Below are 16,870 nucleotides of genomic sequence, written 5' to 3' on the forward strand. Positions count from 1 at the left end.
TGTCTTTAGTAATAGACTCAGGAAAACCCCATGACTCGTTTCAGTAAAATCCTGTTAGTGTTGGTACTGGCATCCAGTATCGCCTTTATGGGATTTGCCGCTGCCACTGCTGTTGGTGGTCCCAACTGGCTGCAGGAAAAAGACAAGCTGACCAACTACCTGTTTGAATATCAGCCTGGAGAAAACCCGACCTGGACTGTCAAAACCAGAAGAGGAGGAGAGCAGATCTCTACGTCTCCTGTACTGGCAAAGGTCATCGTTGCTGCCCAGAAGCATCAGATTCAGAAACAAAATGAACAACTGGAACAGATCACCAAAACTATTCCTCCGATGCAAAAAGCAATCGATAACTGGAAAAAAATCAATGAGGTTGACAGTGCAGCCATGATAGTCAAGGCTGACCAGATAAAGCAGCAGATTGCGGCACTGGATAAGGAAATTACCAATCTGGCAAATGAGGGTATTAAAATCGGGCAGCAGACATTGGAAATCAATCAGGAAGCTGCTGAACGCCGTTCCGACGTCTTTCGACTTCAGGATCAGATTGATGAAATCCGCAATGAAAAGTATTTAACACAAGAGCAACAGAAAACGTTGCGTGATTACATCGCAAGAATTGAAGGAAAAGTACACCGGCTCCAGAGACAGAAAATGCTGTTGGAAAAAGCAGTCAAGGGATCTGGCAACACCGAAGTTTCTCAAAAATAAATCCCTCTGATTTCAGCTCACCCTGGCATCAGAATTCAATTACAAAATACTACCTATCATTTTCTATATCAGGAGCGATTAGATGTCGTTTGTCGGCAAGGTACTGGTCGTCGTTCAAGTTGTACTCAGCGTTTGCTTCATGGGTTTCGCCGGAGCTGTGTTTACAGCTCAGACAAACTGGCGCAACGAAAGCCTGAAACTCAAAGACAATGTGGCGAGCCTGCAGAAGAGCATGAACGAGTTGGAGTCTGAGTACAGTAATTACAAAACTGATAAGACTAAAGAGGTAAATGACGCTAAGAGTCAGGCAGAACTGGCAAAAGCCGCCAATGAAGCTTTAACGGCAAAGATAAAAGAGAAACAGAACGACTTGGATACCGTGAGTGCGGAAAGAGACACTTCGGTGGCTCAGGCGGAAACGACCGGAGAAGAAGCGAAGTTCCGTCGTCAGGAATCAGACCGTCAGCGTGTCGTCAATAAAACATTACACAACACAATCAATGATTTGCGGGCCAAGATCAAGAGTCTGGAAGATACAATATTCACTCAGTCAATTCGGGAAAAAAGCCTGGTTGCCAAGCACAACAAAGTCCTGGATGAACTGAACTATCTCAATAAAATTGTGGCCAATCTGGGCATTGATCCCAGTGACCCTGCCATCGCCGGTATGCAGACACCTCCACCTGCGGTAGAAGGCCTTATTATCAACACCAAGAAAGATAAGCGGAATGGAACGAAGTTTGTTGAAGTTTCATTAGGCAGCGATGATGGGCTCAGCAAAGGTCATCAACTGTATGTTTATCGATTTGGCAACAAAGAGAACGGTAATCGTCCCAAATACCTGGGTAAGATTGAATTAGTATATGTCGATCCTGATAAAGCAGTCGGGACTGTGATAGACGCCGCCAAGAACGGTGTGATTGAGAAAGGTGATCATGTCAACTCGAAGCTCTAAGTCTAAAGGGAAAGCAGCCACTGGAGAATCGGGTGGCCCAAACATTTACGTAGGACTCCTGTTTGTCTCACTGGCGGCACTGGTAACCGGGATTGCATTCCTGATTATGCAGCTCGCAGCCTATAACTGGGAAATGGGATAACGGTCCAGCGTTAACAGCAAAACAACACAGAGCCCGCAACCTCATCAGGTAGCGGGCTCTGTTTCTATCCTCTGAGATCTTGATCTGCGATGTTATTCTCCTGACTCAATTTCAAAACCGGCATTCTTCCAGCCACTGAATCCACCATCCATCGAGATCACCTGCGTGTACCCCATTTTCTGCAGGTTGTCTGCGGCCAGCGCAGAACGAAAGCCACCCCCACAGTAGAGGATGATCAGAGCCGAGGTCTCCGGGATCGCTTTTTCAATATCGCGCTCGATAATCCCTTTGCCCAGATGTTTTGCCCCTGGAATCCGAGCAGCATTAAATTCATGGTCCTCACGTACATCAATCAGGTGAAACTCGTCCCCATTCTGAGTACGAGCCTGCACATCGAGTACGGTACACTCCGTCACACGCGATTTAGCATCGTTGACAATATCGAGGAATCGCTGAGAATGACTTTTGCCCATAATTGGTCCCTTTGCTGTTTGAAAAGAACTGGCTCTGACAGGAATACTCAACTGCAGCCCTGTATCAGCACAGTCTAACACGAAGCCAGAAATTTCTCTATCGCCTGGTTCACCTGACCTGGTGCTTCCAGCGGAGCCATATGCCCCACCTGTGAGACTTCGAAACAACTGGCTTGCGGCATCTGCGCAGACACGGCCTGCATGACTGCCGGCGGCGTCAGAATATCCTCACTGCCGACCACCAGTAATGCAGGCACCTCAATCCGCTCCAACATACCAGAAAAATCGCTCCGTTCTGCCATGCCTCGCTGGCTGGCAGCGATCCCTTCTGCTTCCGTAGATTCAATTTCGGCAATCAGATTCTGCCCTATTTCCGGACTCTGTTCTCGCGACGTTACGCTCAAGAGATTGGGAATCATCGCAGAGGCCACTGCCTGGGGACCGTGCCGCAAAACCAGCTCGACCATTTTGAGACGATTGTTGACTCCCTCTTCCGAATCTGCATCGGCGCGCGTATCACAGAGAATTAAGGCTTTCAGTTTTTCAGGAAAATGCTTCCAGAATTCCCAGGCGATATAGCCTCCCATCGAAAGCCCCCCCAGGATCACTGGCTCTTTAATCTCCAGATGGTCAAGCAGTTCACTCAGATCACGGGCGTGCTGTTCCATGCTCACAGTTCCAACAGTCACACCCGATCCACCAAATCCTCTCAGATCTGGTGCGATGACAGTATATTGCTGTTGTAAATGATCAATTTGCGCCTGCCACATCCGATGACTTAACGGAAAACCATGCACCAGCAACACAGGCGGCCCCTCTCCTGCGACGCAGACGCGCATCCTGATTCCGTTCACGCTTTGATCAATCAACTGCTGACTCATTACGTTGTCCCTTCTGACTGCAGCATCAAATACGCTTAAGCAGCTCGAGTGATGAATTTCCCGAGTCCTAGTTCGCCTCTTTTAAAGCGCGGGCGATCCCTTCTTCCAGAGACTCAGTTCTCTCAGAATCGACATTCCAGACTACTTTACCATTGGTTCCGATTACCCAGACCTGCGGAATAAATTCCGCTTTAAAAGCAATCAGGGAATCAATGGCTCCATAACCATTCGGCCAGGTGATGCCTGTTTCGTCCAGCCACTTTTCAATCACGGGCAATAATTCCTCACTATCAGAGGTCAATCCAACAAAAGCGACATTTTGATCTTTGAATTTCTGATAAACTTCAACCAGGTGAGGCGCCTCCATGCGGCACGGACCACACCAAGTCGCCCAGGCATCCACAACGATGACTTTCCCTTTGAGATAATCATTCTGATGCGGATTACCATTGACCCAACCAGCAGCTTGAATCGGAGGGGCCTCAGTACCAACCTTGAGCTGGGCCATGTCTCCCGCAGTCAATACAGGATCAGGCATCCGATATGCAAACCAGGAGGAAAAAATAACTGCTCCGGCGATGACAAGGGCCAAGGCAATCAGAAAATCTTTCTTTGCACTGGAATTGGACATAAACCTGCCTTTTGCAGCCTTTTCATTCTGGAATTAGAGATTGTAAAGCTCACTGTACTTACGGCTTAATTGAGCAACGAGAGGCTCATGTGAAAGGCTCTCCCCAGTGACCACCTCGAGCAACCGATTCGCCCGATAACGTTTTCCCTGTTGATGAATCTTCTGATTCAACCATTCCTTGAGCGGAACAAATTCCCCTCGCGAAATGAGTTCGTCCAATCCTCCCAGTTCCTGGTTCGCGGCATTGAAAAAGTGAGCGGCGTACATATTTCCCAAAGCGTATGTGGGGAAATAACCAATCAATCCAGCACTCCAATGCACGTCCTGCAAACAGCCATGCGCAGGTGTATCTGGAGTAATTCCAAAGTACTCTGTAAATTTCTCGTTCCAGGCAGTCTCTAAATCAGTGGGCTGTAGATCTCCAGCAATCAGTGCCTGCTCCAGTTCAAAACGCAACATAATGTGCAGATTGTAGGTTACCTCATCTGCTTCAACACGAATATAAGAAGGACGTACATCATTGATCGCCCGATAAAAGTCTTCTTGTGTGACATTTGTGAGAGCCTCAGGAAACTGCGCTTGAGCAGACTGATAAAAACAGTCCCAGAAGGAGCGGCTTCTTCCCACCAGGTTCTCCCACATTCGAGACTGAGATTCATGGATCCCCAGCGATGTCGAACTTCCGACGGGTGTACCAAAATATTCCTTCAGCAGGCCCTGTTCATAAATGCCATGACCCGCTTCGTGCAGCGTACCAAAAAATGCTCCTGGAAAATGATGTTCATCATAACGGGTTGTCAGACGGCAATCTCCGGGACCAATACCAGTGCAGAATGGATGGGCGGCGATATCCAGCCGTCCGGAATGAAAATCAAAGCCAATTTTTTCGGCAGCTGATATGCTGAATTCCCGTTGTTTTTCTACAGGGTATTTTCTGGTCAGAATGGAAACATCCGGCGAAATACCAGAATCGTGAATCGCAGCCACAAGCTTGACCAGCTCATTTCGTAAAGGACTAAACGCCTGCTCGATCATTTCCGAAGTTGCACCGGGTTCGTATTCGTCAAGCAGGGCATCATAGGCTTTCTGCCCGTGAAACCCCAGAGCAGCAGCCTGCTCTCGCTTCAGATCAATCATCTGCTCAAGCCAGGGGAGAAAATCTTTGAACTGATTCTCCTGTCGGGCTTTGACCCAGGCATGATGCGATAACGTCGCTACCCGAGATAACTCTTCTACCAGACGACGCGGAAGCTTTGTCATTCGATCATATTCATGGCGAGACTCACGAATATTTGCCTGCTCTATGGAATCTGCTTCCCACTCAGAAGCGCTCTCCAGTTCCTGCAGCAAGTCACCAATTTCAGGACTGGTCGCTTCCTGATGAAACATCCCCGCCATCAAAGCCAGCTGATCTGCACGATGCCCTGCACCAGCCGGAGGCAGATAAGTCTGTTCATCCCATTCCAGAATTGCTGAACAGGATCTCAATAATGCTGATTTTTTGAGTCGTGTAATTAATTCATCATATGCTTTCACGGAAGCACTCATTGATTATGTCTTTCTAGTAGATTGAGATATTAATAAGAGATGCAACCACACTCTGTAAACATTTTACCAGAGATCGGGACGGAGAAATCAACCACTGCTATTCTGAATTTCTCATACATTACTCAGAAGGCTCATCGTCATAACGGCCTCCCATCTGGTAGAGAGGCAGAAATCGATAGTAAACTTCCAGGCAGAGTGTGCTGATGGTTGTGGAATAGAGCCGTCCCCCATAGGGGCCCCAGGGAGGGCGTGGATCCCAACTGCCTGCATTTTCCCCCCGAGTGACCTGCTCTGAGATTAATAAATCGCGCAAGTCTTCGTTCCAGTCACGCCAGGGGCCTCCTCCGTATTGATACATTGCCAGCGTCCCATAATACCAGTAGTACAGGTTGTATTCTGACAGGCGTGGAGGACGATCCGATATAAACTGAACAGCCTCTCGGCAGGCAGGATTATCCCGCCTGATTCCCAACATCTGTTTACAGAATAAAGACTCTGCTGTCATTGCGGGAGTGGGAGGAGTTGCAGGCTGCATCAAACGATATGTGGCCAGCCCGTTATTCTTTCCAAGGCTGCGTTCTTTCAGAAATTTGACCATCAATTGTTTCGTGTTGGATGGGATGGGAATGCCGGCAATCTCTGCACTTTTCAGTGCCATCAACTGCCACCCAAACATGCTCATGTCGCTTTTCTGACCTTTCACATACCGCCATCCGCCGTCATAGGGATTCTGATTTTCAACAATATAAGCGACAGCTCGCCCTACAGCTTCGCGCAGTTTTGGGTTTGACCTGGGATCGGACTGCAAACCATATGCTTCCGCCAGCGCATATGTGGCCATCGCATGTGAATACATTCGCGCATAATGAGTCGCGTCTCCTCCTAGAAATCCATTTGACCTCTGGTTCTCCACCATCCAGTTGATTGCCCGTTTAAGATTATCTGAATAGTCACCCTCTTCCTGTGTATATCCGGCACCCAAAAATGCCAGAATCGCCAGCGCAGTCAAACCAGAATCAGCCTGAATTCCCGCATTACGGCGGTCGATTCCCTGCTCATCAATTCTCACCTGACCTGCCCCAAACCGATCTGCATCCCAGAATCCGGAAGGCTCCTGATGAGTGGCCAGCCATTTCAAACTGGCTTCAACAGCCCGTTCCGATTCTTCTGTGCCGCCAAAACGTTGTGCGATTTCTTTGCGTTTTGACAGATTTCTCAAACGATATGTCGCTGGAATATTAGCCTTGGTACGATTTGAGACCGCGTCAAAATTAGGGCGCAATGCATCAGGTTGAACTCCCGGCCGATTAATCGTCAGGGGCAATCGGCTACGTTCGGCCATCAGTCGATCGTTATCTGGATTGGCCTTACCAGCCGGTGTCTGAGGTAGAGATCGCTGTACTACTCCCTGTGAGACAGACCGCGTTGCTCGAGTTCTTCGTCTTGAGAAGCGGGGCTCTGTGGGAGCGACATTGGCCTGGCTCTGGTTCTGACTGTCAGTCTCTACGCCGGTGGGCTCAATCTTCAAATTAGAGGGGGCAGGCCCCGTTCGGCGAGAAAGCATTTGTTCTGTTGCCTTTCGTTCCAGCTTCGATTGAGGATCAACCTGCGCATTCAAAGCCAGAGTCTGTTTCTGACTGCTGAAAGATGGTCGAATACGATCGACGGCTCCGGGGGCTGATTGACGCTTGACATCCTGATTTGCCTGACCAATTCGAATCATCTTACTGCGTTCGCGTGAGGTAGAGGGCACCGAAACCTCTGCGCGAGACTCAGCAGTTGCATCGGTGATTTCCAAAGGCGCGCGCGCCTGAATCCGCTTTTGGCTGACACTCTGCAGATTCACCTTGGCGGGGGTGATTGGTAAATCCGCTTCCGATACTACATCCGGCATCGGTAACTCTGATACTTCTCGAGGTGACTCCTTTTCTGGAGGCGCCGTCAATGGATCGAACTCGGGGCGGCTTAGTTCGAGGCGGGACAATTCCTGTTTTTCCGGCTTCTGTAACTGATCCCAGACTGGAGTATTTCCATTTTCTTTATTTTTTATCGTTTCAGTACTTTCCGCCTGAAGAGTGAATTTTGTTTGCTCCTGTTCTTTGCGCTCTCGCTCTTCCTGTTTCTGTTTGGCATTTGCCAGAGACTGGGGAGCCTGCTCAGGCCAGAAAGTGACAACTCCCAGAGATATTGATAAATGCACGATGATCGAGAACAACAGCGCTTTGGACGAGGCGTTACTGTCTCCCCACCGGGTTACCAGCATTGAGAGCAGATGTATGGATGCAAACAGCGCAGCAAGTATGAGCATACCCCATAGAATCTGCTCGAACGTGATCTCGCGCCCCGCCAAAATTCTCTCGATCAGGTTATGCAGTCGATCGCTCATTTTGATGATTCGTCTCTCAAACGGTTGGTCAAAGAGACAGACCGTATTTTAACTCGATGACAGATATCCAGAATATTCATCACATTCTGATATGGCCCTGTTGAATCACCTCTGATTACAACAGACTGACCTGGGAAATTTTTGACTGCCTTCTCTAAGGTTGACTGTAGTTCCGGAAGCGTTTTCTTTTGGCCATGGACTGTGACTTCACCATCCTGTGCCACATTGATTATGATGTCATCTGGAAGATTGGTTAAAGGTTTCGCGTCGGACACTGTAGGAAGCTGAATGTCATACTGACGTTCCATTTCTGTGAACTGTGTGCCGACCATAAAAAAAATGATCAACAAAAACACAATATCAATCATGGGGGTTAAATCGAGCTTAGGCTCTTCAACGGTCCCCGTCTTTAATGGCATCTTCAGATTCCTGTTCGAAGCAAAACAATCCTGACAAAACAGGGGATCTCGCCCGGCGTTTTATACTGGTATTTAGTCTTTTATACTTTATGCGAAGAGCCGTATCGGTTTCAACATGTGAATATTTCGCAGTGACACTGGTTCTTTGATACATTGTATCATGCTGGAAACATACGCTGGTCGACTTTAACGTTTCTATGACGGTATCCGACTCACTTTTTACAGGTCCCGTTGGAAATGAACACCAGTTTTACCGAAAGTCTTTTGAGAATCGGATGTTAAGTAAAATCTCAACCAGTACGGCTAAACGGACACCTGCCAGTGGACTCTCTTGCCAGGAACCTGCTTCTCTATTCCGGATCAGTTATCTCCGTAATCACCTGGAAAAGGCAGTTCTGTTGTTAAACTCACTCAGTCTGGATGCACCGCTGGTTGCTGTCACCTGGCTATGGTGCCTGTCAAAACTGTACTTCTGTCCCATTTTGATGCATCATTATTTTATCCTGTTTAGTGTGACCTGGTTGGCCTATTCCGGAGACAGGCTGCTGGACACTCTTCGCATGCCGGGAAATATCCGCCATACCCCGCGGCACCAGTTTACTTCTCGCCACTTCAAACCGCTACTCTTTATATGGAGCCTGACCGCCATCTCTTCAGTTTGTGTCCTGCTGATATCACTGAGCCCAACAGAATTAATATGGGGGCTTATCTTACTGGGGCTGTTATCTATCTACTTCATAAGTTGTTTTTACATCCCCCAGTTGGCTCGACGAATTCTGACTCGTGAGTTTCTGGTAGGTCTCTTTTTCTCTTCGGCCACACATTTTTTTATTTTAGTCCAGCAAAGTAGTTGGAGCCTTTACATTCTCTGGTCGTATATTGGCTTCCTCAGCATTTGCACACTGAACTGCCTGGCGATTTCACGGTGGGAGTTTGCTTCAGATATGCAGGCTCAGGAAGTCACTTTTTTTACCAGCAGGCCAGCCAGACTATATCATTTTCAGAAAATGCTCCTCACCTTTCTGGGGTTGCTATCAGGTGTTTCCTTTTTTTTGATTTACGAAAATCAGATTCCCACATTTGAATTATGTCTGCTGTTGAGCACACTAATGTTGATCATTCTGGATCGCAGTTCTCTGCAGTTAAGTTTAAAACCGGTTTTAGCCGACCTGGCATTACTGACTCCCTGGCTTGTCTTGAGCATCGCGCCATGAACTTTAATCGAGTCGCTCCCTACTTTGAGCCATTGGAAAAAATCGTCTTCAGGAATCAGATGCAGCTTTGTCGTACTGCATACCTCTCCGATTTACCTTCCTTGACAAAAATTGCCGTGATTGGAGAAGGAGATGGACGGTTTCTTCTCGAAATTTTAAAACAAACACAGTGCCCGAAAGTGCATTACATCGACTCAAGTAAGGTCATGTTGGAAATGGCCCAGTCGCGTATTCGCCAGCAACTTCCCGAAGCATTATCCCGCGTTCACTTCTACCTATGTGATCTCGCAAATGATGACATGCCAGACGATCAGTATGATCTGATCGTGACTAATTTCTTTCTCGATGTTTTCAATGAGCCGACACTCACAGCTACTGTTTCTAAAATTGTAAGATCCTGCAGCAAAAATGCGATCTGGTTATATGCAGACTTTCAGGTGGCCGGTGGTAAGCTGATGCAATTGCGTGCCCTTGCCTGGCTGAAAACAATGTATCTGTTTTTTAAGCTGGTTGCGCGAATTCAAGCCCCAACCTTAATTGATCCCGCTTCTCTGCTCGAAACCCATGGTTTTCAACTCATCAACCAGGCTGAATTCGCGCGAGGCCTGATGCGAGCTGAATTCAGAAAGCGTGTCTGATATATAAAAACCAACTTTTATTCTGACACTGTTTTCAAAAACGAAAAATCAATCGTGCAGGCCAGCAAAAACAGAATCTGAAAGAGAGACGCCAGTCCTTCCAGATGCACATCAGTGACAGCTGCATCATGATCTTCCAGTTTTCGCATAATCCAGTAGATCACCAACCCGGATACGATGAGAGCAGGTGCCAGGTCTCGTAGTGCCAACCAACTCCCAACCAACACAACCGGAATTAGAAATAAACTTCCGTAACCTAACTGTTTCAGGGAAAGTGGGAATTGGGGATTCACCCACCTCGCAGTTTCATCCTGCGCATTCACAACACTGATGGAAAACGGGATAATCCACGTTCCCAGCGAGATGGAAATCAGGATCAGGATCGAAGGTGCCAATAAGGTATCAGCCTCTGTAAACAGCTGGTAAAATAAAGCTACACGCAAAAGCATGAACACAATAGTCAAAACAAAGAGGTTTCCTGGCGAACTTGCCCGCCCGCGCTGATCAAGGAATTCCCGGCACTGAGGTATCGATTCTGGCACAAACGTCCGTAAAAATAAAAGTTCCAGTGCACCAGTCAGCAGGACAGCAATCTCCAATGGCCACAGAAACTGCAGTAGAACCAGCAACACCGTGATCAGTAGACCCAGTGAAAAACCCGCTAAAGGCAGGAATAAAGTGCTGCGGACTTCTATCCGGGTTTTGCGGTCACGATGCAGGTCCAATACCCGGATGCGAAAAAATCGCTGCATCGCTTCAAAAAAAGCCACAATCGAATCAACCCAGTCAGTTTCATCCTGATCACCAGGCTCGAATTGTGAATGTTCCTCAGGTGAGTGAGACGAATTCATCGGTAGAACCTTATTCTATCACCCCAGAATTTAAATGTTTTTGCTCTCATTGCGCAAGAACAGAGCCCTCATAAGATGAGGGCTCTGAATTGACATTTAGCAATCATCAATCAGTTTACTTCGTAGCATACCGCAGATCCATCAGCATCTGAGTGATCCGGACTGCTGTTTCCTGTAACTGATATTTTTCATGAGTCTCGCAACGGGAAATTTTTTCATGTACCTGGAACCAGCTTTCGAACAGCTCATTACTCTTGGTTCGAATCAGTGCCATCGAAGCAGGTTGCATCAGAACGATGCGGTGCAGTTCATGCGCGGTATTAGAAAAATCTCGAATAGAATTTTGTGTCGCCTGTCTGAAGGAAGGCGATTCGGTTGCCAGCCACTGCTCAGCGATCAGAGAAAGTTGAGTACTTTGTGCTTCCAGTGCAACGACAAGTTTTGCCAGATCAATACTGTCGGAAGGTTTCTCAATTCGCAGTGCGATTCGCAGTGCATTGATCGAGTTATCCACCTTGTCCAGTAACTGCAAAGCAGCAGGGCTCTCAACCGTGTGGAACATGGCTGAAAAGTCTTTCCAGGATGACTCAATATACTGGAAGGAAGTAATCAGATTTGCTGTGGATTCATTATGGTTGACTGTATCAATCAGGTTCTCCACGGTTCCGTAAAATTCATCAGACGTCGCAATATAGTTAGCAGGCGGCAGGCTGATCAACAGACGCAGTGTGGCTCTGCGATAGAACTCATCTACATCGCGTTTCAATGCTTCTGTCAAATGTGCCACTTCCTGAAGATTGGCACCATCCTGAGGCAACCAGAGCAGTTCCTGAATGGAACGATCCTGCTGAACGACCCGCTGGATTCCGCGGCTTAAAATACGATTATGGTAGGAACGTAAACGCGTCGCATAAGTATTCCAGGAATCACGGAACGCCAGATATTCGCGCTTTATGGAATCGTAGCTCTGTCGGTCAATGATCAGGTTGGTTACCTGGATCATGCGCTGTTCAACCTCCTGTCCCTGTCTTACCAGTTCCAGTCGCTGGGGTTCGCGCGATAATTCATATTCTACATCCTGAATTAAAATGCTGAGTGCATTGCTCAATGCTGAGGTCTGTCTCAGCAAATCTGTTCGTTTGAGCTGGGGACCAGTTTGAAGCAGATCTCCCAGTTTACGATCTGCTGCATTCATACTGGTAATCAGATTTCGAGACTGGCGATCCAGCCCTCGAACCTGATCCAGTTGCAGAGCAACAACACGCCATAACTGATCAATTTCACCATATTCCGTAGCAATCTGATTTATGTCATTTGTGCGGCGAACTCGATCTGCGAGAATCGAAGCTCGTGCGCGAACCTTCAAAACGTCGGCAATATATTCGCGGACTCCGGGAACCTGATACATCACACGATTCAACTGGATCGCGAGATCCGAGGAATCTCGGGAGAACTTGTCCAGTGTATCTCTCACTTCATTGATATTGATCCGCGAGGCATTGAGCTGCGGAGTTGGAGGCAGGTCGAGTCCGGATGGTTTGTACTCACGATCTCGAGTAGCCAGTTCAGATTTTTCGAGCAAACGCAGCAGGTCATTGACCAGTTTGCTGTTGTCATCATTGGGTGACTGTGCAAATGCGCTCGAGTAGGAGCAGGTTGCAACAAACCCTGAAAGGACCAGGATTAACAGAACGCGAGGTCCAAAAGACAACATGTCCTTACATTTCTTGTGGTAACTAATGGTGTGGCGGTAGCGGGAATACATTCACACAATCCTTTCTCGTGAATTCTTTGGCTTAGTTAACATGTGCCTTCCATGACAATCGCTTGATCGGTCTCAGTAGCATTTCACCGTTTGCGAAACCTGAACCATTTGGGCCCGTTCAAGTAGCAAATGTGTTTTCTCTCCAGATTGGAAGAACTGCTGGTGTGGGGCAGCCTGCAGTGAAATAGAACGGCGTTGACAACTGAACCAGTCTGATCAGGCGGCGAAGTTTACTGGTTTTGCAAATTACGTCAAGACCATGCTTCTGCTCTGCTTCAGTTTTGCTCTTCAGCTTATACTGTCATCAAATTGTCACACGATCTCAACCATAGACAAAAGCCAGCAGCCGCAAAGATAGGAAAGCCACAAAGGATTCCACGACTGCGTCCACTTTAATGATTCCAAAGCCCTGTAAAAGCAGTTTTGTGTAATCATAAAATGGACGTATTATTATTTGATCTATTGTAACTTTGGGTGCGTATATTCTTCTGTTGTCAATATTACACTGTCAAACAGTCACCACAACCACTTTCAACTTTTCAATAAAATCCATATTCCTTTTCATTACATGGGTTTAACGATGCGACACCATGTTGCACTATTGATTGGCACGCTGAATGCTACTGATTATAAGTAGCCACTTTTAAACAATAACATGACATCATTATGATCCTTTATCATACTGGTGATCTATTAGAACAGGAGAATCTCAATGCTGGTATTAACTAGAAAACGCGACGAAGTAATTCAAATCGGTGAAAATATCGTCATCAAGATTTTAAAGACTGGAAAAGGTGCTATCAAAATAGGTGTCGAAGCCCCCGGTGATATTCGTGTGATTCGAGGTGAATTGCTCGAACCAGACAATTCACCAGAGAACTTGAATACCATGAACTCGGAAAGTGTAAGTCCCGGGCTCAATACTCAATGTGCATGAATTATTAACTGCAGAACGGCACACAATATGTGAGCTGTTATTTTTCACAATTTTTATTCCGTTAAGCCATCATAGAGGAAGTTGATTGGCCGGGCTTCATATAGTCGCGAAGCGACTGATATCGGAGGGGATCATGAATCGATCACAATGCAAATCTAATCAAACCGAAACTATTAATTCCGCTCGACTTGTTGTCTGGGGAATGGTCATTCTGCTGACGGCAGTTTTCCTGTCTGGATGTGCCACCTTCTCCCATGCTGCAGAATACACCCCATTTCAGGGAAATGATTACCGTAGTAACAACGGTTCCTCGTTAGATTATCAACAGGACAATCGTTTCCGCACACCTTCCTACTCAGATTATGCCCCCATTCCACGGCATCGATCGGATGCAGATTATGCACCTGGTCAACGGCATCGTAGAAATCGCCCTGTTTCTAACGAGTTGAGCATGGATGACTATGAAGCAAAATTACGACAGCTCCTGTCTGGGGATGACTACTCAATTGGTCGCGCTCGGAACCAGTTTGGTGATCAAGCTCCTCAGCAAAATTACTCTTCTCCAGGTCGTCGTTACCGTGATTCATTTCAGAATGATTTCGACAACCAGAAATTACGGGAACTGATTCGAGAACTGCAACAACAAACCCTGCCGCAATATGATAGGGAACGTTACGACACCCGGTTTCCGACCCAGGTCCCTCTCGACCCCAACCAGGAACTGAGGGCTAAGATCTCGCAACGCTATAACAGTCAATCGGTGGTAGCGACGCTGCAGAATCTGGATCCACAACGTGCTTATTCGTTCTATCTGGAAGTCAATCGCATGATCGACGCACGACATGTACAACCTCCGTCCTATGATGTACGTACCAAAAAATCGTTACAAAATCTGATTTTCGCTGTAGAAAATCAGAACTTTTTAAGAGTCAATCGAATTGCTGCCTCACCAGAACAGATCCGCATGGCTCAGAATCGCTGGCAACAGTTAATGGACCAGAACCCGGCCCGCTCTGCTCAAGATGCAGTGACTGTACTGCGTCAGGCAGCCGATATCGCAGGTAGCCAGTTGCAGATGCCGGCTACAGTAGTGATCTATGAATTTGCTTACGGTTCGTTGGAAGCACTCGATAAACACTCACGTTTCGAATTTACTCCCAGCGCCTCTGGACCACGCGTTGATGCGGGAGGGAATAATATCGTCGGCGTGGGAGTTCAACTGAAAACTCACCGTGATGGAGCCGTCATCCTGCGAACTCTGAATGGGGGATCCGCTGAGCAGGCGGGGCTGCAACGGGGAGATGTGATCGTCGGTGTCAACCAGAGAAGTCTGGCCGGCCTGTCCCTGGACGAGGTTGCCAATCTGGTTACCGGACCAGCTGGTTCATCCGTCTCCCTCGAAGTTCGTCGTGACAGTAGAACCGCCCGGTTAAATCTGAGTCGTCAGGCGATTCGTATCACTAATATCAGCGAAACGAAATTGGTTGACGCACAACGTAAAATCGGCCTCATTCGACTGGAGAAATTCGGAGAGGGAGCTTCCCAGGAATTGGATCAGGCCCTCTGGAAACTGCATCAGCAAGGCATGCAATCGCTGATTTTTGACCTGCGGGGAAACCCGGGAGGACTCTTGACAGAAGCGATTGCCGTGTCTAACAGATTCGTACCTTCCGGTAAAATTGTATCGACTCGGGGTAGATACCAGAGCGATAATACCGTCGAATCAGCAACCCATGACAAAACCTGGAAAATGCCCCTGGTTGTTCTGGTGGACGGCGACAGTGCCAGTGCCAGTGAAATCTTTGCAGCAGCAATTCAGGAAAATCGACGCGGACTGATTATCGGTCGAAAAACTTATGGCAAAGGAACTGTGCAGACGCATTTTCCGCTACAGTCAGTTCCTGGAACTTTCTGGCTAACCACAGCCAAATTCTACTCTCCCACAGGAAGAGAGATGGCAGGAGCTGGTGTAACTCCCGATATTCCAGTCAACATGACCGACAGGGAGCTGGAGGAAATTGGCCCCGTTGATCAGGATTTGAAAGCAGGGATTAATACCATTATGAGCCAGCGACCTGGTGAACTTGTAAACAATATTTCATCAGGACGTCAGGCCAGTCCGCAACGATTTCAATTTTCGGGATAAAATCATACCAGTGATGAATCACGCCTTGATTCATTCCTGATAAAATACAGACTCTCGTTTTGTACTAAACTCGACGGATAGCCTTGTGCTGTTCCGGTTGCCCCGGCCGTCGAGACTGGTATGATGCGAGAGTCTTTTTTCGTTAAGACTCATGAACTCCCCCGTTTCAAACAATACACAAAGACTGATTAAATTCTGGTTATGAAGTGTAATATTTCTCAAGATGTGACAGCTGCTGCTGAACTGCTCCACAATGGTGAACTGGTTGCTTTCGCGACTGAAACCGTCTACGGATTGGGAGCCAATGCACTCAATCCTGAAGCGGTCGCCCGTATTTTCGAAGTTAAGCAAAGACCTCATTTCGACCCCTTAATTGTACACATTGCAACCCCCGAACAACTATCTGAGTTTACTACAGGATTATCTGCTCCAGCACAACGACTCGCTGAACGATTCTGGCCGGGACCTCTAACTCTGGTCCTCCCGAAACGAAATGTGATCCCTGATCTTGTCACCTCAGGGCTGGACTCTGTTGCCATTCGCATCCCTGCTCATCCGATTGCCTGGGAATTGCTCCAGGTCACCGGGTTACCAATTGCCGCTCCCAGTGCAAATAAGTTTGGATGCCTCAGCCCAACCCTCGCTCAGCATGTAGTTGAACAACTGGGTGATGAAATCCCCATGATTCTGGAAGGAGGCCCATGTCAGGTTGGCGTCGAATCAACTGTCATTCAATGTACCGAGGAGTCAACTATACTCTTACGTCCGGGGGGAATTGCACTGGAAGAAATTGAATCCTGTGTGGAAACCGTCAGACTGGCCAGGATCGAAGATTTCGCTGAAACAAAATCACAAGTCAGCCCTGGAATGTTGCCTCGACATTATGCGCCGGGGACCCGGTTGTTTCTCATCGAAAAACTGGAGCAACTGCCCACCGCAGAGTCGATTGGCGTTTTAAGCCTGTACCCTCTCGAAGAAACGATACTCTCAGGACGCGAATTTGCGGCCCAGGAAATACTGTCCCCTTCAGGGAATTTAAAAACAGCTGCAGCAAAACTGTTTTCAGCCTTGAGAAATCTGGACCAGGCAAGCGTTGAATGTATCGTGGCCCTGAGAATGCCTGAAACAGGATTAGGGAGAACGATTAACAATCGTCTGGAGCGGGCCGCCTACTGA

At 47.6% G+C, this 16,870-nt stretch carries 16 protein-coding genes; 8 read left to right on the plus strand and 8 right to left on the minus strand.

The features are described from left to right. The first annotated feature begins 30 nt into the window (after positions 1-30). The 3 genes from Enr10x_RS28145 (at position 31) to Enr10x_RS30120 (ending at position 1,805) form a co-directional block, all read left to right on the plus strand. Entirely contained in the window at positions 31-708 is a 678-nt protein-coding gene (locus Enr10x_RS28145; RefSeq protein ID WP_145115323.1) for a hypothetical protein, read from the plus strand. A gap of 82 nt (positions 709-790) precedes the next feature. After that, complete coding sequence (locus Enr10x_RS28150) at positions 791-1,663, plus strand: hypothetical protein (RefSeq protein WP_145452365.1); 873 nt, start codon at positions 791-793, stop codon at positions 1,661-1,663. Next, positions 1,644-1,805 carry a hypothetical protein gene (locus Enr10x_RS30120; RefSeq protein ID WP_197994822.1) on the plus strand — a complete coding sequence of 54 codons (162 nt, stop codon included), beginning with the start codon at positions 1,644-1,646 and terminating at the stop codon, positions 1,803-1,805. Before Enr10x_RS28150 ends, Enr10x_RS30120 begins: the two co-directional genes overlap by 20 nt. Before the next feature lie 92 nt (positions 1,806-1,897). On the opposite strand, the gene Enr10x_RS28155 is transcribed toward Enr10x_RS30120, so the two are convergent. From Enr10x_RS28155 to Enr10x_RS28180, 6 genes are all read right to left on the minus strand, one after another. Continuing rightward, entirely contained in the window at positions 1,898-2,278 is a 381-nt protein-coding gene (locus tag Enr10x_RS28155) for a rhodanese-like domain-containing protein (protein ID WP_145115329.1), read from the minus strand. Positions 2,279-2,352: 74 nt separating this feature from the next. Then, entirely contained in the window at positions 2,353-3,159 is an 807-nt protein-coding gene (locus Enr10x_RS28160; RefSeq protein WP_145115331.1) for an alpha/beta fold hydrolase, read from the minus strand. A gap of 67 nt (positions 3,160-3,226) precedes the next feature. After that, on the minus strand, positions 3,227-3,790 hold the full coding sequence (locus Enr10x_RS28165) for a TlpA family protein disulfide reductase (RefSeq protein WP_145115334.1): 564 nt from the start codon (positions 3,788-3,790) through the stop codon (positions 3,227-3,229). A 33-nt stretch (positions 3,791-3,823) separates the two neighbouring features. Next, positions 3,824-5,338, minus strand: coding sequence for a carboxypeptidase M32 (locus Enr10x_RS28170; protein ID WP_145452367.1), 1,515 nt, complete (start codon positions 5,336-5,338; stop codon positions 3,824-3,826). 118 nt (positions 5,339-5,456) lie between these two features. Then, positions 5,457-7,724 carry a prenyltransferase/squalene oxidase repeat-containing protein gene (locus Enr10x_RS28175; RefSeq protein ID WP_145452369.1) on the minus strand — a complete coding sequence of 756 codons (2,268 nt, stop codon included), beginning with the start codon at positions 7,722-7,724 and terminating at the stop codon, positions 5,457-5,459. Then, on the minus strand, positions 7,721-8,143 hold the full coding sequence (locus tag Enr10x_RS28180; protein ID WP_145115341.1) for an ExbD/TolR family protein: 423 nt from the start codon (positions 8,141-8,143) through the stop codon (positions 7,721-7,723). The genes Enr10x_RS28175 and Enr10x_RS28180 overlap by 4 nt, the downstream gene beginning before the upstream one ends. A 398-nt stretch (positions 8,144-8,541) precedes the next feature. Between Enr10x_RS28180 and Enr10x_RS30125 the strand changes: the two genes are divergently transcribed. Continuing rightward, positions 8,542-9,357, plus strand: a complete 816-nt coding sequence (locus tag Enr10x_RS30125) for a hypothetical protein (RefSeq protein WP_197994823.1) — start codon at positions 8,542-8,544, stop codon at positions 9,355-9,357. Beyond that, positions 9,354-9,995 (plus strand): class I SAM-dependent methyltransferase, encoded by a 642-nt coding sequence (locus Enr10x_RS28185; protein ID WP_197997404.1) that lies wholly within the window; start codon positions 9,354-9,356, stop codon positions 9,993-9,995. Before Enr10x_RS30125 ends, Enr10x_RS28185 begins: the two co-directional genes overlap by 4 nt. 17 nt (positions 9,996-10,012) lie before the next feature. Here Enr10x_RS28185 and Enr10x_RS28190 read toward each other — a convergent pair whose 3' ends face one another. Both Enr10x_RS28190 and Enr10x_RS28195 read right to left on the minus strand, forming a co-directional pair. Further along, positions 10,013-10,765 carry a hypothetical protein gene (locus Enr10x_RS28190; RefSeq protein ID WP_145452374.1) on the minus strand — a complete coding sequence of 251 codons (753 nt, stop codon included), beginning with the start codon at positions 10,763-10,765 and terminating at the stop codon, positions 10,013-10,015. 196 nt (positions 10,766-10,961) lie between these two features. After that, entirely contained in the window at positions 10,962-12,560 is a 1,599-nt protein-coding gene (locus tag Enr10x_RS28195) for a hypothetical protein (protein WP_145452375.1), read from the minus strand. A gap of 763 nt (positions 12,561-13,323) precedes the next feature. Between Enr10x_RS28195 and Enr10x_RS28200 the strand changes: the two genes are divergently transcribed. From Enr10x_RS28200 to Enr10x_RS28210, 3 genes are all read left to right on the plus strand, one after another. Then, positions 13,324-13,548 carry a carbon storage regulator gene (locus tag Enr10x_RS28200; protein WP_232093170.1) on the plus strand — a complete coding sequence of 75 codons (225 nt, stop codon included), beginning with the start codon at positions 13,324-13,326 and terminating at the stop codon, positions 13,546-13,548. Positions 13,549-13,999: 451 nt separating this feature from the next. Continuing rightward, on the plus strand, positions 14,000-15,694 hold the full coding sequence (locus Enr10x_RS28205; RefSeq protein ID WP_197997405.1) for a S41 family peptidase: 1,695 nt from the start codon (positions 14,000-14,002) through the stop codon (positions 15,692-15,694). A 201-nt stretch (positions 15,695-15,895) separates the two neighbouring features. Next, positions 15,896-16,870 carry an L-threonylcarbamoyladenylate synthase gene (locus Enr10x_RS28210; protein WP_145452379.1) on the plus strand — a complete coding sequence of 325 codons (975 nt, stop codon included), beginning with the start codon at positions 15,896-15,898 and terminating at the stop codon, positions 16,868-16,870.

This window comes from Gimesia panareensis (genome assembly GCF_007748155.1).
GTDB lineage: Bacteria > Planctomycetota > Planctomycetia > Planctomycetales > Planctomycetaceae > Gimesia > Gimesia panareensis.